This window comes from Streptomyces sp. CHD11 (genome assembly GCF_018638295.1).
In the GTDB taxonomy this organism is placed as follows: Bacteria; Actinomycetota; Actinomycetes; order Streptomycetales; family Streptomycetaceae; genus Streptomyces.
In genome coordinates this window covers 168633-190336 of sequence record NZ_JABTTS010000004.1, presented here as the reverse complement: position 1 = coordinate 190336, position 21704 = coordinate 168633, and the positions used below count along the sequence as shown (strand labels likewise).

Annotated in this window: 15 protein-coding genes and 2 pseudogenes; 1 reads left to right on the top strand and 16 read right to left on the bottom strand. The window is 72.5% G+C overall.

Annotated features, from left to right (window positions below; translation table 11 throughout):
• Positions 1-5: 5 nt before the first annotated feature.
• The 8 genes from HTV45_RS06390 to HTV45_RS06360 form a co-directional block, all read right to left on the bottom strand.
• Positions 6-1385 (bottom strand): YcaO-like family protein, encoded by a 1380-nt coding sequence (locus tag HTV45_RS06390; RefSeq protein ID WP_215204622.1) that lies wholly within the window; start codon positions 1383-1385, stop codon positions 6-8.
• Entirely contained in the window at positions 1382-2869 is a 1488-nt protein-coding gene (locus HTV45_RS06385; RefSeq protein WP_215204621.1) for a CocE/NonD family hydrolase, read from the bottom strand. Before HTV45_RS06385 ends, HTV45_RS06390 begins: the two co-directional genes overlap by 4 nt.
• Positions 2866-3720 (bottom strand): hypothetical protein, encoded by an 855-nt coding sequence (locus HTV45_RS06380; RefSeq protein ID WP_215204620.1) that lies wholly within the window; start codon positions 3718-3720, stop codon positions 2866-2868. Before HTV45_RS06380 ends, HTV45_RS06385 begins: the two co-directional genes overlap by 4 nt.
• Before the next feature lie 91 nt (positions 3721-3811).
• On the bottom strand, positions 3812-3925 hold the full coding sequence (gene amiA / locus HTV45_RS34105) for a streptamidine family RiPP (protein ID WP_241270818.1): 114 nt from the start codon (positions 3923-3925) through the stop codon (positions 3812-3814).
• 56 nt (positions 3926-3981) lie between these two features.
• Positions 3982-4803: an ABC transporter ATP-binding protein gene (locus HTV45_RS06375; RefSeq protein ID WP_215204619.1), complete on the bottom strand. Its 822-nt coding sequence runs from the start codon at positions 4801-4803 to the stop codon at positions 3982-3984.
• A 20-nt stretch (positions 4804-4823) separates the two neighbouring features.
• A complete protein-coding gene (locus HTV45_RS06370; RefSeq protein WP_215204618.1) occupies positions 4824-5831 on the bottom strand; it encodes an iron ABC transporter permease in 1008 nt (335 codons plus the stop codon).
• Complete coding sequence (locus HTV45_RS06365) at positions 5828-6973, bottom strand: iron ABC transporter permease (protein WP_251691493.1); 1146 nt, start codon at positions 6971-6973, stop codon at positions 5828-5830. Before HTV45_RS06365 ends, HTV45_RS06370 begins: the two co-directional genes overlap by 4 nt.
• Positions 6974-7074: 101 nt before the next feature.
• Entirely contained in the window at positions 7075-8052 is a 978-nt protein-coding gene (locus HTV45_RS06360) for an ABC transporter substrate-binding protein (RefSeq protein WP_215204616.1), read from the bottom strand.
• An 84-nt stretch (positions 8053-8136) separates the two neighbouring features.
• Between HTV45_RS06360 and HTV45_RS06355 the strand changes: the two genes are divergently transcribed.
• Positions 8137-9336, top strand: coding sequence for a hypothetical protein (locus HTV45_RS06355; protein WP_308309210.1), 1200 nt, complete (start codon positions 8137-8139; stop codon positions 9334-9336).
• 609 nt (positions 9337-9945) lie between these two features.
• Here HTV45_RS06355 and HTV45_RS06350 read toward each other — a convergent pair.
• From HTV45_RS06350 to HTV45_RS06320, 8 genes and pseudogenes are all read right to left on the bottom strand, one after another.
• Positions 9946-10851, bottom strand: coding sequence for a universal stress protein (locus HTV45_RS06350; protein WP_215204614.1), 906 nt, complete (start codon positions 10849-10851; stop codon positions 9946-9948).
• 300 nt (positions 10852-11151) lie between these two features.
• Complete coding sequence (locus tag HTV45_RS06345) at positions 11152-13872, bottom strand: cation-transporting P-type ATPase (RefSeq protein ID WP_308309209.1); 2721 nt, start codon at positions 13870-13872, stop codon at positions 11152-11154.
• A 2-nt stretch (positions 13873-13874) separates the two neighbouring features.
• Positions 13875-14744 carry a universal stress protein gene (locus HTV45_RS06340; protein WP_215204613.1) on the bottom strand — a complete coding sequence of 290 codons (870 nt, stop codon included), beginning with the start codon at positions 14742-14744 and terminating at the stop codon, positions 13875-13877.
• Between the two features lie 371 nt (positions 14745-15115).
• Positions 15116-15336, bottom strand: a pseudogene (locus tag HTV45_RS34100) (universal stress protein); the annotation flags it as partial.
• Between the two features lie 89 nt (positions 15337-15425).
• On the bottom strand, positions 15426-15911 hold the full coding sequence (locus HTV45_RS06335; protein WP_215204612.1) for a pyridoxamine 5'-phosphate oxidase family protein: 486 nt from the start codon (positions 15909-15911) through the stop codon (positions 15426-15428).
• A gap of 503 nt (positions 15912-16414) precedes the next feature.
• On the bottom strand, positions 16415-18172 hold the full coding sequence (locus HTV45_RS06330; protein ID WP_215204611.1) for a GAF domain-containing protein: 1758 nt from the start codon (positions 18170-18172) through the stop codon (positions 16415-16417).
• Positions 18173-18453: 281 nt separating this feature from the next.
• Positions 18454-18735 (bottom strand): annotated as a pseudogene (locus HTV45_RS06325) (response regulator transcription factor); the annotation flags it as partial.
• Positions 18736-19313: 578 nt separating this feature from the next.
• Positions 19314-21698: a phosphoketolase gene (locus tag HTV45_RS06320; RefSeq protein WP_215204610.1), complete on the bottom strand. Its 2385-nt coding sequence runs from the start codon at positions 21696-21698 to the stop codon at positions 19314-19316.
• Between the last annotated feature and the right edge of the window lie 6 nt (positions 21699-21704).

The window sequence follows — 21704 nt, the reverse complement described above, 5'->3', positions numbered from 1 at the left end:
AGCCCTCACATGTGCGGCGGAGGTGCCAGCGTGAAATCCCGCGGCGCGCTCGGCGCGGTGGTGCGCCATCCGCGCGCGACGGCGGCCTCGGCGAGGCGCGGGCAGCCGAAGTACCCGAAGGCGGCGGGGGCGTTGGGCAGCAGTCCGGAGACGAGGACCCGGGCGACGCGCAGCGCGGTCTCCGCCACGTCCTCGGTGGTGAGGTCGAAGGTCATGACGCGGTGGCCGCCGCCGCGCAGCGTGCTCTTCAGCCGCTCCCGGCCGCCCGGCTCGACCTCTGCGACGGATACCGTCCCGAGCGCGGGCTCGGTGAACCTCCGGGCCTCGACCGCCATCCGTTCGTCCAGCCACACCTGCACGTGCGCTCCCAGGTCGCGCACGTGCTCGAACTGCTCGCCGCACACGTCGAGGTAGCGGCCGTCGGCCCTGTGGTCCAGGTAGAGCCCGCGGGCGAGCAGCCCGGCCTCGACGGCCTGGAACACCCAGCCGTCGGGGCCGGTCAGCCCCTGGGTGAAGACCCAGGTGTGGACGGCTTCGAGGACAGCCTTGCGGGCGGCTTCGGCCGGATCGTACTTGCAGGCGAACCCGGCGGCGTACAGGCCGAGGCGCGGGTCGTGGACGAGCGCGGCCATGCAGGGGGCGAACTCCGAGTGCATCTCGACGATGTGGACGTCGAGCGCGGAACCGGCGAGGTCGTCGGCGAGGCCGGGCACGCTCGCCGGGTCGATGCCGCGGGCCGGGCCGTCCAGGTGCCACCACAGTTCCAGGGCGTCGCGCTCGACGATTTCCAGCAGTCCGCGCTCGATCGCGTCGTCGAGGCCCTGTCCGGTGGCGATCCCGGCGTAGTTGAGGTGGTGGGTGCGGGGCAGCTCGCGCAGGCTGCCCTGGCGCCAGTTGAGGTGGGTGAGCGAGACGGGTGCCCAGACCTCGGCGGCGGTCCCGTCGGGCCGTCGTTCGGTTCCCCGTGTCCACAGCGCGGGGGTGTCGGCGGTGAGCGGGCGGTAGGGGAACCTCGCGCGGTCGTACTGCCAGGGTGCGTAGGCGGGCAGATCGGCCGGGCCGTACAGGCGCAGGCCCTTGTCGGCCAGTTCGGCGGCGGTGGCGCGCAGGGGTGCGTCCGGGTGGCCGGGCGGGGGCACACGGTTGCCGCAGTAGCGCTCCATCCCCTCGGCTATCGCGGCGACGCGGGCCTGCTCCGGATCGCCGAAGGTGGTGCCGAGCGAGACCCGGTCGGCGGGCCACAGCCCGAGTCTGCGGGCGTCGGATATCTCGGCCGTGAGCGCGGTGTAGCGGGGCGGGGCGCCCGCGGGGTGCTCGACGGGCTTGACCTTGCGGACGATGCCGCAGACGGGGTCGACGAGCGCTTCCAGCGGCAGAGCCGTCATCGCAGGATCTCCTCGGCGGGATCGGTGGGGGCGGGACGGGACGGGAGCACGGGCAGGTGCAGCGCCACGCTGTCCGGGTCGACCTGCCGCCGAGAGGCGAGCAGATGTCCGGCCGTCATCGGGTCGTCCCCGGTGTGGGGGTTGCGGGCGTGCGCCGGGAAGTGGTGTCCGGCGATCTCCAGGCGCAGCCGGGTGCCGGCCCGGAGCCGACGTGCGAGCCGGCCGAGCCCGATGGTGAACGCGGCCTCCCGGAGTGCTGGTTCGGCACGCCGCACGATGCCCACGGCGACCCGCTCGGCGGTCCCGTCCGGTGAGAGTGCGACGAGCCGGGCCGCCCAGTCGGCGGACGGTGTGTGGGCGGTGGCCCGCAGCCGCACACTGGTCGGTCCGACGAGGTCGAGCGGACGCGGCAACGGCGGTGTGACCAGCAGGCAGCGGTCGGGCGGGCCGTCCGCGGGGACGGCCAGGTCGTCGGAGCGAACGGGCCGGGCGGGGTCGGCGGTGAAGACGGAGCCGTGCAGCAGGCGCGTGCGGTGGGCGCGCGGTTCTCCCTCGGCGTCGGCGGGCAGCCACAGGCCGGCGCCGCCGAGCGCCAGTGTGCCGTGGTGGCCGGGGGCGAGGTCGCCGGTCAGGGCGCGGCGGGCCCAGCGCACGTACAGCTCACCGAGATCCAGCCGGTGGGCGGGTCCCGCGTCCGGCCCCGGAGCAGCGGTCAGAGAGTGCCCCCAGGGGCCGAGCAGCAGACGCGCCGGGGATCCGCCCCAGGTGCGCCACAGAGCGACGGTCTCCTCGGTGAAGTGGTCGTGGTGGCCGCCCACCGCGAGCAGGGGCGGCCCGGCGTGCGCCGCCCGCGCCACGAGGTGGTGCTCCTTGTCGGGCCGGCGCCACAACCCCGCCCACGAGGGCAGGGCGCGTCCCAGCCGCTCGGGCAGGGCGGTCAACGGCAGATGGGCGAGGAGTCCGGGATCCTCGGCGAGGGCCTTGTTCAGCGCACTTTCGTCGGAGTCGCGCCGGTCGCCGTGGGCGGCCCACCATCCGGCGCGGGAAAGCAGCCGTTCCACGCCGGACGCCTCGCGGGCCGTCTCCGCCAGGCCAAGGGCGGGTACGGCCGCGATGACGGCATCCGGCCGGGCGTCCCCGGGGACGTCTCGGGCGAGGACGAGGGCGCAGTGGGCGGCGTAGGAGGCGCCGGCGGCCACCAGCCGCCCGTCGCTCCACGGCTGCCCCCGGATCCAGCGGACGGCTGCCGCTCCGTCGGCGGTCTCGTTCGCGTACGGATGCCACTCCCCCGGTGACGCGAACCGGCCCCGCACGTCCTGGACGACGGCGGCGAACCCGCGGCGGGCCCAGCCACGCGCCTCGGCCCGGTGGCGTGTCCGGTCGTAGGGGGTGCGGATCAGGACCGCCGGGAAGGGGCCGTCACCGGCCGGGAGACGGACGTCGGTGGCGAGTTCTCCCACGGCGGCCGTCTCGAACGCCGTCATACGCCCTTCCCCGGCGTCGGTGCGACGTCGGGCACCGGGAGGACGGCGTGCTCGGTGACGGTCAGCGTGCGCAGGTCCACGCGGCGGAGCCGGCGCCGTGCCGGGAGGCCGGCCGTGTCGGGGGCGCCGGTGGCCCACCGGCCGAGATCGTCCGCGAGCAGCGCCGCGAGCAGCGTGGCGGCGGGCACGGGCAGCCGGACGGGCGTGCCCGAGGTACGGGGGCCGCTCCAGTACGCGGCCAGTTCCCGGTGGGCGGGTGTGGCGGCGAGCCGGCGGGACCGGACATGCGCCGACGTGACGTCCCCGGGAGCGACGGCCACCGGCTCGACGTACGCCTGCCAGCCCTCGCGGTGGCAGCGCAGCCACGCGACACCGTGCTCCGGCAGCCGGTCGGCGGCGTCCCACAAGCCGTCCGGCGCGGGTCCGTCCAGGCACCACACGACCGCGGCGGGATGTCCGTCGAGCAGGTCCTCCATACCCACCGGCGCGTTGCCGGAGGCGGTCACGGCCGGAGTCGTACGGGGCCGCGCGCCCAGGGCGGCCAGGTGTACGGCGAGCGGTTCGGTCAGTACCGGGTCGCCGAGGATCCTGACGTCCCGGCGGGCGGCGGGCCACTGCGGGGCCGACGGTCCTTCCGCCAGATAGCCGGCTTCTTCGAACGCCCGCACCACACGGTCCAGCCTTTCGTCCACCGTGGCTGTGGTCCCCCCGGTGAGCGCGGAGAGCAAGGTGTCCTCGTCGACATCTCCTGCCCTGACGCTGAAGAACTCCCCGGCGGGGGTGCGGACGGCAAGCCCTCGCCCGGGCACGGCGACGACCTCGATACCGGGGACGAGTCTGCTACGGGACACGGCGTTCCTCCTGTCGACGGGACTGGGACGGGCGTGGGCCCGCCCGGAAGGCATCGGGCGGGCCCACGGTCGAGGGTGGCTGGGCCCTCGTTTACTCCTCGGTGTCCTCGAAGGGATTCTCGACGAGCGCGTTGGAGTGGGAGGCCGAGTCGTGAGCCAGCTGACCCGGGTCGGCGATCGGCGCGAAGACCTGCTCGTTGTCCATGAACTCTCCTTCATCTGCGGGGAGATACGGCGTTCGGATGAGCGCCGTGACTCACTCTAATGAATCTGATTTTCATATTCTAGTGCTGCGATGGGGTGATCTGGATAACACACGGGCCACCCCCCTTCCGGATCCTCACCGACCCGGCCCGCCACCTGCAGCACCTCCGCCAGCAACCCCGGCGTGACGACCTTCCTGGGCGCTCCGTCGGCCACCACACGGCCCTCCCGCAGGGCGACGATCCGCTCGGCGAAACGGGCTGCGTGGGCCAGGTCGTGCAGCACCATCACCACGGTGAGCCCGCGTTCCCGGCGCAGACGCACCACGGTCTGCAGCACGTCGAGCTGGTGGTGCAGGTCCAGGTACGTGGTCGGCTCGTCGAGCAGCAGTACCCGGGTGTCCTGAGCGAGCGCCATCGCCAGCCGGACGCGTTGCCGCTCGCCGCCGGACAGCGCGTCGACGTCACGGTCGGCCCACTCCTCCACCCCGACGTCACGCAGCGCCCGGCGCACGACGGGGTCGTCGCCCTCGCGCAGCATGCCCAGCGGGCCGCGCGCCGCGTACCGCCCCTGCCGGACGAGATGACCCACCGTCATGCCCGGGACGGCCGGGGCGGACTGGTGCAGCAAGGCCACCCTCCGGGCCGTGGCGCGTCTTGAGAGCCGCGTGACGTCGTCCCCGCCGAGCAGCACGCGCCCTTCGTCGGGTTGCAGCAGCCCGGCGGCCAGCCGCAGCAGGGTCGACTTGCCGCAGCCGTTCAGACCGATCAGGGCGGTCAGTTCGCCCGGCCGGACGGTCAGGTCGACGCCCCGCAGCACGGGCCGTCCGGGATAGCCGAAGTGGACTCCCTCGACGTGGATCCCCACGGATTCGGTCATGCTCTGTCCTCGATTCGACGTCAGAACGTACGGCTCGGCGTGCGGCGTACGACGATCAACAGCAGCGCGGCACCGAGGCAGGCGGTGAGCGCCCCGACCGGCAGCGTGAGCCGTCCGGAGTCGAACGCCGTCGCCAGTAGCCGCGAGGACAACTGCGCCGCCGCGTCCGCCCCGCACACCACGACCGCGCCCGTCAGGGCGGCGCCGGGAAGGCTCCGGCGCAGGTCCGCGCCGAAGACGGCCACGGCCAGATGCGGGACGAGCAGCCCGATGAAACCCAGCGCCCCGACGGCGGCCACCGCACCCGCCGTCAGCGCCACCGCGCACAGCAGGGCCAGGCTCCGGGCCCGGCGCGCGGAGAGCCCGGCGGCGAGGGCGATGTCGTCCCCGCAGCGCAGCAGGGTCAACGGCCCGGACAGCAGCCAGGCCGCGGCTCCCCAGACGAGTGCCCACGGCCACAGCAGGTGCCAGTGCTCCCACACCCGGCCCTCCGTGGTGCCGACCAACCACTGCACCACGCTGCCGAGTTCGCCGGGCTTCACCAGCAGCACCATGGCGGTGAGCCCGCCGAGCACCGCCGACACCAGCACCCCGTGCACGGCGGTCTGCGCGGGATCACCGCGCCCGCGGCCGGCGAGCAGCCACAACAGCGCCGCTCCGGCACACCCACCCGCGCACGCTGAGAGGACCACGGCCAGAGGCGAATCCCACCCGGCGAGTCCCAGGGCGGTCGCGGTGACGGCACCGAGCACCGCCCCCGGGGTCACGCCCGTCACCTCCGGTCCGGCCAGGGGGTTGCGCAGGGCGGACTGCAGGACCAGCCCTGCCACGGCCAGACAGGCGCCCGCACCGAGGGCCACCAGCAGCCTCGGCAGGCGCAGTTGGAAAAGGATGTGGCGCTCCGTCGCGTCACCGCCCCCGTTCAGGACGTCCCGGACCGCACCCGGGGACATGCCGCGCCCGGCCACCACTTCCACCCCGACGCACACGACGGCCAGTGCCGCGAGCACCGTGAATCGACGGGTCACCGTACGTCCTCCGCTCCAGTCGTCCCGAGCGCGCGCGAGACGGTGCCGCCGGGCGCGCCACGCCCGAGATCGCCCCCGCGAGCGTGGTCCGGCGCCCCCGCGGAAGGAATCTCGCCCGCCACATCGGAGGCCGCCTTCCGCGGTCCGGGCATCGGCTCACGGGCCGCGGCCGAAGCGGCCGGCCCCTGCCGGACCGCCTGGCGGCGACCGCCCGACCGCATCAACGCGACGCCGGCCGGCACCCCCAACAGAGCGGTCCAGGCCCCGGCCGGCGTCTCCACCGGTGCCAGCGCCAGCCTGGCCGGGACATCGGCGGCCACCACGACGGCAGCACCCCAGGCCGCAGACCACGGGAGCCAGCGCACGGCTCCGGCCGAGGGATCGAACCAGCGGCTCAGGTGCGGGGCGAGGAAGCCCACCCACGCGACGGGCCCGCACACGGCCGTCACCGGGGCGATCAGCACCACGGCGATGGCCAGAGCGGCCAGCCGTGCGCGCTGGGCACGCACACCCAGCGCCTGCGCGTCCTCGTCACCCAGCCGCAGCACCGACAGCACCGGCGCGCACAGCACCAGAGCGGGCACCGCGACGAGCAGCCACGGCCACAGGCCCGTCACGTCCTCCCAGGTCCGGGCGGAGAGGGAACCGAGCAGGTAGCGGTAGATCAGCTGGAGGTCCAACTGGTCGGCCATGACCATCAGGACAAGCAGCGCGGCTTGCAGCGCGGCCGCCACCGCCGCGCCGGTCAGCAGCACCGCGGACGGACTACGGCCGAGCCCGGCGACGAGCAGCGTGAGCCCGCCGCCGAGCGCTGCCCCGCCGATGGCCAGCAGGGGCTGAACGGCGGCGGGCAGCGACAGCGACAGCACCAGCGGCGCGGCCACCCCCAGCGCGGCCCCGGACGACACTCCCAGCATCTCCGGCACCGCCAGAGGATTGCGCAGCGCCTCCTGGAGCACCAGTCCGGCCGCTCCCAGACAGGCTCCGGCGACGAGCCCCAACAGCAGCCGGGGTACACGGAGTTCACTCACGACGATGCCGGCCAGGCTGGTGTCCCCGTCCAGCACCGCGGCGACCAGCCGGTGCGGGGGCACGTAGGGGGTGCCGAGACTGAGCCCGCAGAAAGCGGAGACGGCCAGCAACACGACCACCAGAAGCGGTTGCCACCTGCGCGCACCGCGCGACGGCCGCTGTCCGCGCGCCGCGGCGCGATCGGCCGCCGCCCGCACCGGGAGGGATTTCCTCACCGCAGCGCGGCCGTGGCCTCGTCGAGGACGATGCCCAGCGAGCGAGTGCCGCGCCCCTTGGCCCACACCTCTGAGTTCACCTCGTGGACGTCACCGTTCCGCACTGCCGGGATCTTGCCCCAGAGCGGGTTCCCGGCCAGCTTCTCCGACAGCTTGCCGTCTGCCTCACCGAAGCTCAGGGTCTCGACGAAGAGCACGTCGACGTCCTGGGCGAGGATCTCTTCGAGAGAGTAACTACCTTCCACACCACGGGACTTCCACGGGTAGTCGGCGATCTTGGGGAACAGGCTGGCGGCCACGTCACCTTCCGGCGTCGCAACACCGAAGTTCTCATCACTGCCGTAGATGACGAGCGCGGTCCTGTCGCTCGGGGCCTTCTCGGCCGCGGCGAGCTTCGTCCGGAAGGTCTTCTCCGCCTTCTTCCCCTGGGCGGTGCGGCCGGTGAGCGCGGCGACGTCGCGCAGGTAATCCACGCTGTCCTGCCATGTCTCGGGCTGCATCGCCCAGAACGTGGTCGCCCCCTTGAGCGCCGGGGCGAGTTTGCCGTGTGTGTCCCCCAGCCCGATCACGAGATCGGGCTTGTGGGACAGGATCGCCTCCACCTCCGGGGCGATGAATCCGCCGGGGACGACGGCCACGTCCCCGGCCTTCTCCTCCCCCAGGAAGTCGGGGTGGGCGAGCAACGCGCTGTTGGTGGCCGCCGGCACGATGCCCAGTTCCGTCAGGATGTCGTCGCACAGGGCGAAGAGGCAGACGATCCGCTCGGGCTCCTCGGTCAAGGAGACTTCGACGCCGTTGGTGTCGGTCAACTCCGTCGTTGCCTCGATGGGTTCGACGGTCACCTCCGTCTTCGCCGCGGGCTTGGCCTTGTCACTCGCGGGCTCTTCGGAGGACGAGCCGCAGCCGGCCAGGACGGTACACACCGCCGCTGCGGCGATCCAACTGCGAACGAATCTCGACGGTGAGCGCGACATCGATGCCCTCGTTTCTTTCAGGTACCGGGAACGCACTGAAGATACATGATAATCGTTTTCATCAGATCGATCGCTGGAGGACTCGTGCCCACTGCCACACCCGTCCTGCTCGCCTCCGACCATGTGGCCGGAGCCGTACACCTGCTGACCGTGCCGGACGGCGCCCTGATCGGACGCCTCACCGGCCGTCATCTCTCCGAGCACGCCGGCTTCCTGGCGCTTCCGGGAGGGCGGGTGGCCTGCGTCGACGACCGTCGCGGGGAACTACTGGTGCTCGATCCCTTCGCCGAGAAGCTCGTGGAGCGCACGGTCCCGGTCGCCGTGCCGGCCGAGCATCTCGCCTGCGACCCTTCCGGCCGCCGGCTGGCCGTCACGACCGGCCTCGGCAAGAACAGCGAACCGTGGTCGGACCTGCTGACGGTCCTGGACCTCGTCACCGGGGAAGCCTCGCGGGTCCGCACGCGCGTCGGCGAACCGGGCGTGACCGTGCTGGGCGGGAGCGACCCACTGGTCGTGCTGCGCCACCGGGAACCCGGCGCGCTGGCCGTCCACCGGTTCGCGGAACTCCTCGCGGCGCCGCCAGGCTGCCCTCCGGCCACCCCTCACGCATGCCTGCCACTGCCGGACGACGGACACGGAGACGCACAGGCACCCGGCTCGGAGCGCGTGTTCGCGGCCACGGGACAGGGAGTGCACCAGGCCCGCAGGGAAGGCGACACGCTCACCGCCGAGGCGGTCATCGCGTGGAGATCGCCCGCCCGGGGCTGGTACCTCCGACTCGACACCCGGCGGCAGTCGCTGTGGACCACCTTGCGGGGCGGCGCCCCGAACCCGCTGCGATGGCCGGAGTGGACCAACCAGGCATGGCACCACGACCTGGAGACAAGCCGCACGCTGATCACGGAACTCGGCCCCGGACTCGTCTTCCGGCTTGCCCTCGCCCGGCACCACACCGCCTTCACCCGGGTCCACCCCGACGGCGACGAACTGATCCTTCTCGGCGCCGACGATGTCGTCCGCCGCTGTCCCCTACCGGCGATGGACGGCGCTCCGCGTCGCGGTGGCACCCCCTGGGAGGGCGTCCAGCGCCGCGCGGTGGCCGCCTCACCGGGCTCCGATTGGATCGCCGTCACCCGGGGCGGTCACGGCGAGGTGCACATCGTCGACGCGGAGACCGGTCACGAGGCGGCCCGTCTGCGACTGAGCACACCTCTGCATCACGGAGGCCACGTGACACTGCGCGTCCGGAACGACGGTGCCGACGGCGATCCCGTGGGGCGGTGACGGCCTGTGCGGGCCGGCACGCTCCAGGCGTCCGGAACAGCCGCCGTCCACGGGAGCGAGGCCCGGTACCGCGCCGCACGTCGTCCGTACGCACGCTTCTCCTATCGGTGACCCGCTGCCGAGTCCGGTCCCGCGGCGCGGTCGTGACGGTCGCCCTCACCGCCCGAAGACCTCCCACAACGTCGTGCGCAGATCATGCTGCCGCGAAGCCGTCGACCAGACGCACGCACGGAAGACCGTCCCGGTCGCCACCCTTCATGGGCACCGAGCGCACTGCGCGGACGACACACCGGATGACTCGGGTGGCGTCCCACGCCTCACCTGCGGCCGGACGCTGATCGGCCGGAGCACTGACCCTGCCCAGGCCGGGGCGGACCCGCTGGACGATGTGCTTGGCCCTGGCGGCCTGCTCCCGAGGGACGAGGGGGAGCCGGCCGCCACGCGCGCAGCTGGACCGGGAAGTCCGGCACGGGCGTGGTGACAACCCCGACGGCGGCGGTCGTCCCGGCAACCCGAAGTGCGCGAAGCGGTCGTGTATGCCGACCGGAGACCTCTCACGCTCCGTGCCAGTGAGCGAGACACGCGGCCCTTCTGTCCGAGACTGACGGGTCAGTCGTGCGCAACGACGGCGACGGGAGCGGCGGCGTGATGCATGACCGCGTGAGCGACGGATCCGATGTGCAGGCCCAGCGGATTGCGGCGGCGACGCCTGCCGACAACCACGAGGGAGGCGTCGTGGGAGGCGTCGACGAGGAGGTTCGAGGCGCTGCCGGGGCGGGAGACCTCGGTGACCTCGACGTCCGGGTACTTCCGCCGCCAGGGCCGCAGCGCCTCGGTGAGCACGGTGGCCTCGGCTCGGGCGAACTCCTCGTGCGTCTCGAAGCCCGCGCCCATGGTGTAGACGGCGTAGGGCGACAGGTCCCAGCCGTGTACGACGGTCAGCGGGGCCTGGCGGCACCCGGCCTCTTCGAAGGCGAAGTCGAGCACGGTCTCGTCGGGGCTGTCGGCGTCCAGGCCCAGGACCACGGGCCGGAACGCGGTGGCGGCGGACGGGAGGCCGGCGGAATCCCTGACGTGCTCGTCCACGGCCCGCTCCCCGGCGCGCACGAGGACCACGGCCGTCCCGGTGCGGGCGACCACGCTCTGCCCTATGGACCCCACCAGAAAGCCTCCGAGGCCGCTCAGGGCGCGGGAACCCAGGACCAGCAGTTCCGCGTCGCCCGCCGCCTCGACGAGGGCGTCGATTCGCGAACCGGTCAACTGCTCGATGCTCACTTCGACATCCGGGTGGCGCAGCCGCAGGCCCTCGGCGGTCTCACGCGGAATCCGCTCGGTCCAGTGCTGGTGGGTCTCTGCGCCGAGCAACGGAGCCTGCGCCATGCGTGCGGGTACCGGTTGCCACACGTGCACCAGCTTCACCGCCAGCCCGCGCAGCGCTGCCTCACGGGCGGCCCAGTCCGCGGCGGCCAGGCTCTCCAGCGAGCCGTCGAGTCCCACGATGATCGTACCGGGCATGAAGCCCACCTCCGGTGTCGGGTCCTTGCCATGACCTTGTCGTTCAGCGGTTCCCGGGGCCAGGGGCCGATGGGCCCGGACGGGGACCGACCGGCCCCATCGGCCGGTCGGCTCCGGGGTGGAGAACCACTTCGGTCAGCACCGCGGTCCTCGGCGCCCACCTCCCTGGACGGCACTCCTCGACGGTGACCGTCTCCTCCCTTGCGGCCCGGCCCCCGGCCTTCGCCCGATCGGCTCCTCCCGTGCCCGGACCGGCCCGCTGGGGCCCGGAGCGGGACCGTGCGGGCCGGTGCCGGGGTCTCACGGGGCCGATCGCGGCGCTGCGCGCCGACGGTGTCGTGCGTGTGCGGCCCGCCAGCCATGCTCGGTCAGCAGCACGGTGGAAGCCGTGGCGAGACAGATCGCCCACTGGGTCGGGCTGAGGGCGACGGTGTCGAAGACTGCTTGGGCGAACGGCGCCTGCACGGCGATGACCTGGAGGGTGAGGACGGCGGCCAGACAGATCCACAGAACGCGGTTGTGCAACTGGTGGCGTCCGAGGACGGGGCCGTCCTCGCTGCGCGCGGCCAGGGCGTTGCAGAGCTGGAAGAGGACGAACGTGGTGAAGGCCATGGTGGCCGCGGTGTCGGTGTCGGTGAGGTGGCGGGCGCCGGCGAACACCGCCAGAGTACCGGCGGCCATGACCGCGCCGGAACGGGTGATGGCCACCAAACGGCGGGCGTTCAGGATGCGTTCGCCGGGTGAGCGGGGCGGACGCCGCATCACTTTGACCCCCGGTGGGTCGACGGCCAGAGCCATGGCGGGCGGCCCGTCCATGATGATGTTGACCCACAGCAGTTGGATCGCGGACATGGGGGCGGGCATCCCGGCCAGTACGGTGGCGAGCAGGGTGAGGATGGCGCCGATGTTGGTGGACAGCTGGAAGCGGACGAAGGTGACGATGTTGTCGTAGATGGAGCGGCCCTCCCGGACCGCACGGACGATGGTGGAGAAGTCGTCGTCGGTGAGCACTATGTCGGCGGCCTCTTTGGCCACGTCGGTGCCGGTGACGCCCATCGCGACGCCGATGTGGGCGGCGCGCAGGGCGGCGGCGTCGTTGACGCCGTCCCCGGTCATGGCCACGATGTGGCCGCGCCGGGCCAGGGCCTGCACGATGGTCACCTTGTGTTCGGGTGCGACGCGGGCGAAGACGCCGACGTCCTCGATGCGGTCCACGAGTTCCTGATCGCTCATCCGGGCCAGTTCGGTGCCGGAGACGACGTCGCCGGTGATGCCGAGTTCGCGGGCGATGGCGGTCGCGGTGTCGGCATGGTCCCCGGTGATCATCTTGACGGTGACGCCGGCCTCCCGGGCCAGGGCGACCGCGTCACGGGCCTGGGGACGGGGCGGGTCGGCGATCCCGGCGACGGCGGTCAGGGTCAGCCCTCGCACCTCGTCCGCGCGCGCCCGGTCCGCGGTGGCGGTGGCGGCGCCGAGGACGCGCAGGCCCTGGCTGCCCATCCGCCGGGCTGCGTCGGTGACTTCCCGGCGGCGCTCGGCGTCGAGGAGTACCGGTCCGTGCTCGGTCAGGACGTGGGTGCAGCAGTCCAGCAGAACGTCGACGGCTCCCTTGGCGTGGACGGCGGTCCGGCCGTCGGCGTCACGGTGGAAAGTGGCCATGTACTTGGCGGCCGGATCGAAGGGCACCTCACCCGCACGCGCCGTGTCCGCGCGTGGTTCGGTATCGAGGCCGGCCTTGGCGGCGAGCACGAGCAGGGCGGCCTCCGTGGGGTCACCGATGACGCCGTCCGCAGTGCGGCGGGCATCGTTGCACAGCGCGAACGGCAGCACCGCGTCGCGCACGTCCACACCGCTCTCCCCGTCGGCGGCAAGCACGGTACCGGTGGTGTCGTAGCCCTCGCCGGTCACCTCGTGGTCGCGTCCGGCCGCCCACAGGGCCCGGACGGTCATCTCGTTCATGGTCAGCGTGCCCGTCTTGTCGCTGCACACCACGGTCGCCGAGCCGAGCGCCTCAACAGAGGCCAGCCGCTTGACGATGGCACCGCGGCGCGCCATGCGGTAGACGCCCAGGGCCAGGGTGAGGACGAGGACGGCGGGCAGTCCCTCGGGAATCGCCGCGACGGCCAGGGCCACCGCCCGCAGCGCGACATCGGCCGGCTCCTCGCCGCGCAGGAGGGCCACGAGTGCGTAGGCGGCCACGGCGACGCCGCTGACCGCGGCCAGGCGCCGGCCCAGGCTGTCCATCTGCACCTGGAGCGGACTGGGCGGTTCCGTGCCAGTGCGCAGCGCCTCGGCGATCGCACCGACCTCGGTGCGCATGCCGGTGGCGGTGACGATCATCTCGGCACGGCCGCGGGTCAGCGTGGTGTTCATGAAGAGCATGCCGGTGCGCTCGGCGACGGGTACCGACTCGTCTGCGACGGCCGAAGCGGGGGCGGTCGTCTTCGCGACGGGATGGGACTCGCCGGTCAGTGCGGCCTCGGCGGCCTCGACCGACTCCGCGACGGCCAGCCGCCCGTCGGCCGGGACACGGTCTCCGGCTTCCAGCAGAACGATGTCGCCGGGCACGAGGGTGCCGGCCGGGACCGTCCTCACCTGCCCGTCGCGGCGCACCCGCGCGGTGGGAACCAGCATCCGGCGCAGCGCTTCCAGGCTACGCTCGGCCCGGCGTTCCTGCAGGTAGCCGATGGTGGCGTTGATGAGCAGGACGACGGTGATGACGAGGGCGTCCTTGATCTCGCCGATGGCCCCGGCGACGACGGCGGCTGCGACCAGGATGCCGATCAGCCAGCTGCGGAACTGGTCCAGCAGACGCAGCCACTGCGGCCTGCCGGCCGGCTGGGCCAGCTCGTTGGCTCCCCACTCGGTGGCCCGGCGCTCGGCGTCCGCCGCGGTCAGACCCCTGGCGGGGACCACCTCGAGCGAGTCCGCCACGTCAGCGGCGTCGCGTCGGTGGGCGTCCGGCCGCAGGGGCACCCGTGCCGGGGGAATGGAATCGTCCGCCCTGATCTGCTGCGACACGGTCACTCCTCGCCGCGGACGACGGTGACGGGGCAGTGGGCGTGGTGCAGCAGGGCCTGGCTGACCGAGCCGAGCAGCAGTCCGGTGAAACCGCCGTGTCCCCGGGCGCCGACCACCAGCAGCTGAGCACCTCGGCCGGCATCGATGAGTGCCTGACGGACGCGGGAGCGCACCAGGCGTCGCTCCACCGTCACCTGGGGGAACTTCTCCTGCCAGGCAGTGACGGACTCGTCCAGCAGCCGCTGTCCGGCCTCACGGAGCCGGCCTGCGTCCGCCACCACGGCGTTCAGGGGGTCGCCGGATCTTTGGTAGGCATGCTCGTTCCAGGTGTTCCAGACGTGCAGGGCCGCCAACGGCGCCTTGCGCAGGGCCGCCTCAGTGAAGGCGAACTCCACCGCGCCCGCTCCGGCTTCGGAGCCGTCCACGGCCAGCACCACCGGACCGGCGGGATCGGGGCGGCCTCGTACCACCATCAGTGGGCAGTGGCCGTGCGCGGCCAGGTGGACCGCCGTCGACCCCAGCAGTAGTCCCGAGAAGCCGTTCATGCCCCGGCTGCCGGTCACGGCCAGCGACGCCGACCTCGACTCGATCTCCAGTACCTCGACTGCCTCTCCAGCCACCACCGACCGGGTGACGGACACACCCGGTGCCGCCGTGCGGGCCAGTTCCTCGGCGCGGGCCGGCACTCCGTGGGTCATCGGCTCCAGGCCGTGGTCGACCAGGCTCCAACTCGGCCCGCCGACCTGCCGGTGCCCGAACGCGTGCACGATCCGCAAAGGGGCGCCACGCAGCTGCGCCTCACGGGCTGCTACCTCGACTGCCTCAAGACTGGAGGCGGAGCCGTCCACCCCTGCGATCACCGGATGGGTCACTGGGTTCTCCTGTTTCCCGGGCACCGCCGATGTGCGGCTCCTCGCCCTCCCACTCTCGGCTCAGCCGCTCGCTGCCCCCAGAGGACCAAAGGGCCATACCGCGTGCCGTTCGGCCCTGCCAAGTGGCTACGGGCGGTCCGGGCACCGGGCACACCATGAGCGTGCCGACCCGTGGTGCGGGGAGCGCGACAGCCGCCGGCAGGCACACCGAGGGCCCCGCGGTGGCGTGGTCCGCACGGGCGGGAGCCACCCTTCACCGCCCGTGGCGCCCTTTCCTCCGTCACGGACGGCGCGGCACCTCGGCGCGTGACCGCCGAACGGCCCCGCATTGGCCATGATGTGACGCCCACGCATCCGCAGCCGACCTCACCTCACCGGGCACGCGCGTCCCGGGACGGTTGGGAGCCCAGCACCGGGCGCCCTCTGTCCCACGCGCCCGCCGGCCTCACCACGCCTACCGGGCGGTGGGCATGGTGGAGGAGGGCCGGCCGACCGAGCCGAGCAGCGGTCCGGCGCAGCCGCCGCGCCCGCGGCCACCGACGACGGCCGACCGCGCGGACCGGCCGGCGTCGATCAACGCCTCCCGGATCCGGATCTCTCCGGCGAACAGCCGGCGGATGTCCCGCAGCGGAATTCGGTGCGGCGCTCGCAGGTGATCCTCGCTGCGTTCGGCCTGCGGAGTCAGCGTCCCTTAGGCGACGATGGTCCCGGCCACCATGGCGAAGCCGGCGGCAGCATGTCCGTTCCGTAGAGGGTGCGCCCGCCGACCAGCTCCCGGCCGGTGACCAGTTCCGGCTCGATGCGCACGAAGACCTCCACGGGCCAGGGCACCCAGGACCGGGGCCCGACGCGGACCAGAAGCTCATGCTCGCCGGGCTCGGTCACCACCGAGGCGCGACCGGTGACGACGACGCTCCAGCCCGAATGCGCCGCAACGTCGACCTCGTCGGCCTCGAAGGCGACCACCGCGCCGTCGACGGCGCGGACCAGCTCCGAGGAGGCCGACGTACGCAGCAGCACGGCACCGCTCTCTTCCATGAGGAAGTTGACCGGCAGGACGGCGGGCAGGGCCTCGCGTGTGTACACGATGCGGCCCACGACCGCGTTGGCCAGCCGACTCAGGATCTCCTGCCGGTTCAGTTCGCGGAATCCGTCATTGGGGTACATCAGCCGGTCGTCTTTCCGTGAGTCGTCCGGTGCGCGGACTCCCACCCTTCACGGGGGACACGACCGGCGGCGAGGGCCGACAGTCCCTCACCTGTCGCGGAACGGCCCCCGTCGCGGTGGGCGCCCGCCTCTCTGACAACCAGCACCCTCTGCTTCATGGTGGACCGCCTCCTTTCATTACGCGCGCAGGTCATTACGCGCGCAGGGGCGGGGGCCAGGGCTGGAGGGGGTCTACCCACCGCCCAGCCTGCCTCGGACCTGGGCGGGAAGGAGTCCCGATGAGCTCGACAGCCCTCGACACTCCGGCCCTGGAGCGGCTGGTCGCGGCCGCACCGTCCCTGCACGACACCCAGCCCTGGCGCTTTTGGCCCGACGCCGACATCCGGAGGTGCCGCCCGCCCGCGCCTTCGCGAGTGGCCGACGGTCCCGGTGAGCGGCCTGGGCCTCGCCCTGATGCGGCCCCGGGAAGCCGTCAAGGTACCGCTCACCGCCGACGCCGTGCGTCACTGGGCGGGGCGGCCGCCCCCTACTGTGTCCGGGGACTGCGCCAGCGGCGCGTGCCACACCAGCCGCGTCCCCTTCGCGCCGGGACTGCCCAGGTCCATGCCGCCGCCGAGCTTCTGCGCTCGCTCGGCCATATTGGTCAGACCGCTGCGGCGGCCTCCGTCCGGGATGCCGACGCCGTTGTCCGTGACCGACAGACGGACCTGCTTGCCATCCGTCTCCAGCACGACGTCGGTGCGGTCGGCGCCGGAATGCCGGGCGATGTTGGTCAGGGACTCGGTGAGGACGGCCATGACGTGGTCGGCGGTCTGGCCGGGCACGTGCGTGTCGAGCAGACCCTCCATGCGAACACTGGGAGCGAAACCCAGCAGCGGGGCGGCTTCGCCGATTGCCCGCACCGCGCGGGAGCGCAGGCCGGGCGCCGTGTCGTCGTCCCGGGAGCGCAGGCCGAAGATGGTCGACCTGATGATCTTGATGGTTTCGTCGAGGTCGTCCACCGCCCGCAGGATCCGCTCGGAGGCCATCGAGTCCTGGACGCGCCGGCCGGCGCTCTGCAGCGTCATGCCGGTGGCGAAGAGCCGTTGGATGGCCAGGTCGTGCAGGTCGCGTGCGATGCGGTCGCGGTCCTCCAGCAGGGTGATCTGTTCGGCGTCCTCGCGGCGTTCCGACAGCTCCATCGCCACGGCGGCCTGCGCGGCGAAGACCTGGAGCGGCTCGGTCTCCTTCTCTGAGAACTCCGGGCCACCCGACTGCCGGACCAGTAGCACCACACCGCGGGCCTCGTCGCCCGAGCCGATCGGCACGGCGACGGCCGGCCCCAGCCCTTCGCAGCGTGGCGGACCGGCCGAAACCCGGGGGTCACGGGACAGCTTCGGACTGCTGACGGGAGACTGCTGAACGAACGCCCGCCCGATGAGAGTGCCTTCCACGGGCAGTACCATCCCGCGCCATACGTCCGCCTCCTGGCCTATGGCCAGTTCCACGGCGAGTGTGTCCGTTCCGCTCACCGGTATGGCCACCACGCCCAGGGCGGAAGCGGTGATCTCCCTGGCACGTTCAGCGATCAGCGACAGCGCCCCGCCCTGGTCCGCTCCGGACATCAGCGTGTGGGTGATCTCCGCGTTCACCTGGAGCCAGCGCTCGCGCAGCCGGGACTCCTCATAAAGGCGGGCGTTGTCGATCGCCACTCCGGCCGCCACGGCCAGCGTCGCCAGCACCGACTCGTCGTCCTCGTCGAACTGCTGCCCGCCGCGCTTCTCCGTCAGGTACAGGTTTCCGAAGATGTGGTCCCGCACCCGGATGGGTACGCCCATGAACGTGTCCATCGGCGGATGGTGGGCCGGGAACCCGTAGGAAGCGGAGTGGTCGGAGAGCTTGGTCAGGCGCAGCGGCTCGGGGTGGCGGATCAGCTCGCCCAGGATGCCGTGGCCCTCCGGGTAGGAGCCGATGCGCGCGATCTGCTCCGCGTCCATACCCACCGTGTGGAAGGCGGACAGCCACTTGCCGTCCGGACCGATCACCCCGAGCGCCGCGTACTCCGCGTCGACGAGGGCAGCCGCGGCCTCGACGATACTGCGCAGTGCCTGCTCCAGGTCGAGCTCGCGGCCGACCGACAGCACGGCTTCCAGGAGGCTGTGCACGCGGTCCCGGGTGCCGCGCGCCGCGTCCAGACGGGCCTGCAGTTCCTCCAGCAGTTCGTCCAGCCGCAACTGGGGCAGCCGTACCCGCGCCTCAGGGACCTCCTCGGTGTTCTCCACTGCTGCCTTTCCAACGCCGCACCGCCTGTTGGCAGCCTTACCGTGCGCCTGCCACGATAGCGGCTCGAACAGAGAGACCATAAGAGATCAGCGCCGCGGCGAGGGCGGGCCGGCCGGAACTGTCGGCTCCGAGGCAGTCGGGCCGCGACGTACGAGGTGAGGTCCAGCAGTCGGCCGGTGCAGCCCCCACTCGTCGTCGTACCAGCCGAAGATCCGACTCAGGCCGCCGTGGGGCCCCGGGCGGGGTGCCTGGTGCGGCACCGACCGGCGGACCCGTCCCGCTATTCGCCTCCGAACCGCATCCGGTCACGCGCCTGGGTGGCGATGACGGCCGCCTGGATACGGCGTTCCACTCCGAGCTTGGCGAGCAGCCGGGAGATATGGTTCTTGACCGTCTTCTCGGCCAGGTGGAGCCGCTGACCGATCTGGCGGTTGGTGAGCCCCTCGCCGATCAGTTCCAGGATCTCGCGTTCCCGGTCGGTGAGACCCGGCAGCATCTCCGGCTCCTGGGCCGGCTGCTGTCCGCCGTCCCGCAGCCGTGCCATCAGCTTGGTCGTGGCGCTCCTGCCCCGGCAACGGGATCCGCCGCGGAGTGGAGTCAGGGAAGGGCGCCGGTCCCCCGCGGCCCCTCCCGTCCCGAGCCGCCGCCGCACGAGCGCAGGGGTCCCCTGACAACGGAAGGGCACCACCATGACCCGACAGGACACGCGGACCCTGCACCGCGTCGGAACCTGGTCCTGGCTGTTCGTATGACGCACGCGCAGGCCCGCAGCGGCCCGATCCGCTGGACCGCGCCGCCCAGGGAGGTGCTGTGCAGGGCACGCGCGGAACCATGAGCGGTACGGCAGGCAGCGTCTCGTCTCCGACGGCGGCCGCTTGGGCGGCATCGTGCGCCGCACCGGACGGGCGGAGGCCTTCGAGGTCCGCAGCCGCTGACGGACGCCCTGAGTTTCGGACCCCGCGAGTACCGGCCCGCCGTGACCGGGTCTGCCGCACGCCCGGGCGACGCTTCAGCCGGTCCCGCTGACAGGCAGGCAATGCCTGCGGGCGCCACCCGCTCGCCCTGACCGCACGACAGCAAGGGCCCGGACAGCGGATCCGGCGTCCGCTGTCCGGGCTCCTCGGGCTCCTCGGGCTCCTGTCAGCCGTCCCACGTCCAGTCGGCGACCTCGGGCAGGTCGATGCCGTGCTCGCGGATGTACGCGTGGTGGCGCAGCCGGGCGTCCTCCATCTCCTGGCGTACGGCCGCCGCGCGCACGGCGAGGCCGGGGACGCGGTCGATGACGTCCATGACCAGCCGGTAGCGGTCCAGATCGTTGCTGACCACCATGTCGAACGGTGTGGTGGTGGTGCCCATCTCCTTGTAGCCGCGTACGTGCAGGTGCCGGTGGCCGTTGCGCCGGTAGGCCAGCCGGTGGATCAGCCACGGGTAGCCGTGATAGGCGAAAATGACCGGCTTGTCGGTGGTGAACAGGCCGTCGTACTCGAAGTCGGTCATTCCGTGGGGGTGTTCCCCGCTCGGCAGCAGCCGGGCGATGTCGACGACGTTCACGACCCGGACGGCCAGCTCCGGCAGGTGGTTCCTCAGCAGCTGTGCGGCGGCCAGCACCTCCTGTGTGGGGACGTCGCCGGCTGCCGCGAGCACCACGTCCGGTTCCTGCTTGCCGCTGTCGGTGCCGGCCCAGTCCCAGATACCGGCGCCGCGGGCGCAGTGCGCCTTGGCCTGTTCCATGCTCAGCCAGTCGAAGCAGGGCTGCTTGCCGGCGACGATGACGTTGACGTAGTCCTTGCTGCGCAGGGCATGGTCCGCGACGGAGAGCAGGGTGTTCGCGTCCGGCGGCAGGTAGACGCGGACGGCTTCGGGGCTCTTGTTGAGTATGTGGTCGACGAAGCCGGGGTCCTGGTGGGAGAAGCCGTTGTGGTCCTGACGCCATACGTGCGAGGTGAGCAGGTAGTTGAGGGAGGCGACGGGGGCGCGCCAGGGCAGGCGGCGGGTCACGCGCAGCCACTTGATGTGCTGGCTGACCATGGAGTCGACGATGTGGGCGAACGCCTCGTAGCAGGAGAAGAGTCCGTGCCGGCCGGTGAGCAGGTAGCCCTCCAGCCAGCCCTGGCAGGTGTGTTCGGAGAGGATCTCCATCACCCGGCCGTGGCGGTCCAGGTGCTCGTCGACGTCGAGGATTCCGGCCTGCCATGCCTTGCCGCTGGCTCCGTAGACGGCCTGGAGGCGGTTGGAAGCCGTCTCGTCGGGGCCGACCAGGCGAAAGTCACGTCGGTCGGCGGTCTCGCGCATCACGTACTCCAGCAGGTCGCCGAGGACGCGGGTGGGTTCGTGCAGGGTCGCGCCGGGCTTGTCCACCGGGACGGCGAACCTTTCCAGAGGCGGCAGCGGGAGTTCGCGCACCAGCAGGCCGCCGTTGGCGTGCGGGGTCGACCCCAGCCGGCGGGCACCGTCGGGAACGCACGTCAGGACGTCGGGGCAAGGCGCTCCGTGTTCGTCGAACAGCTCCTGCGGCCGGTAGGAACGCAGCCATTCCTCGAGCTGCCGCAGGTGGTCGGGGTTGTCCCGGACGGCGGACAGGGGGACCTGATGGGCGCGCCAGGTCCCCTCCACGGGAAGGCCGTCGACCTCGGCGGGGCCGGTCCAACCCTTCGGGGTGCGCAGCACGATCATCGGCCAGCGGGGCCGCTCGGTCACCCCGTCCTCGCGGGCGGCACGCTGGACACCGGCGATGCGGTCCGCGGCGGTGTCCATGGCCTGGGCCATCGCGCGGTGGACGGCGGCGGGGTCATCACCGGTGACGTGGATCGGCTCGTGTCCGTACCCCCTGAAGAGTTCGTCGAGTTCGGCTTCCGGCAGACGGGCCAGGACGGCCGGATTGGCGATCTTGTAGCCGTTGAGGTGGAGGACCGGCAGGACGGCGCCGTCGTGCACCGGGTCCAGGAACTTGTTGGAGTGCCAGGAGGCGGCCAGTGGCCCGGTCTCCGCCTCGCCGTCACCGATGACACAGGTGACCAGCAGGCCGGGGTTGTCGAAAGCGGCGCCGTAGGCGTGCGACAGGGCGTAGCCGAGTTCTCCGCCCTCGTGGATGGAGCCGGGCGTCTCCGGGGCCACGTGGCTGGGAACGCCTCCGGGGAACGAGAACTGCCGGAACAGCCGCGCCATCCCGGCGGCGTCCCGGGTGATGTCCGGGTAGGTCTCCGTGTACGACCCTTCCAGCCAGGAGTTGGCCACCACGGCGGGGCCCCCGTGACCGGGGCCCCAGATGCAGAGGGCGTCCATCCCCCGCGAGTGGATGAGTCGGTTGAGGTGTGTGTACACGAGGTTGAGGCCGGGTGACGTACCCCAGTGGCCGAGCAGACGCGGCTTGATGTGCTCCGGGCGCAACGGCTCGGTGAGCAGGGGATTGGACATCAGATAGATCTGGCCGACGGACAGATAGTTCGCGGCACGCCAATGAGCGTCCAGCCTCCTCAGTTCCTCGTCTGTGAGATGACCGGACGCCTGTTGCGATTGGACGGACATGCTGGG

Excerpts from the sequence above, each read along its gene's own strand:
- HTV45_RS06360 (WP_215204616.1), bottom strand. The coding sequence starts at position 8,052 with ATGTCGCGCTCACCGTCGAGATTCGTTCGCAGTTGGATCGCCGCAGCG.
- amiA (WP_241270818.1), bottom strand. The coding sequence starts at position 3,925 with ATGGACAACGAGCAGGTCTTCGCGCCGATCGCCGACCCGGGTCAGCTG.
- HTV45_RS06320 (WP_215204610.1), bottom strand. The coding sequence starts at position 21,698 with ATGTCCGTCCAATCGCAACAGGCGTCCGGTCATCTCACAGACGAGGAA.
- HTV45_RS06375 (WP_215204619.1), bottom strand. The coding sequence starts at position 4,803 with ATGACCGAATCCGTGGGGATCCACGTCGAGGGAGTCCACTTCGGCTAT.
- HTV45_RS06335 (WP_215204612.1), bottom strand. The coding sequence starts at position 15,911 with ATGTACCCCAATGACGGATTCCGCGAACTGAACCGGCAGGAGATCCTG.
- HTV45_RS06385 (WP_215204621.1), bottom strand. The coding sequence starts at position 2,869 with ATGACGGCGTTCGAGACGGCCGCCGTGGGAGAACTCGCCACCGACGTC.
- HTV45_RS06350 (WP_215204614.1), bottom strand. The coding sequence starts at position 10,851 with ATGCCCGGTACGATCATCGTGGGACTCGACGGCTCGCTGGAGAGCCTG.
- HTV45_RS06390 (WP_215204622.1), bottom strand. The coding sequence starts at position 1,385 with ATGACGGCTCTGCCGCTGGAAGCGCTCGTCGACCCCGTCTGCGGCATC.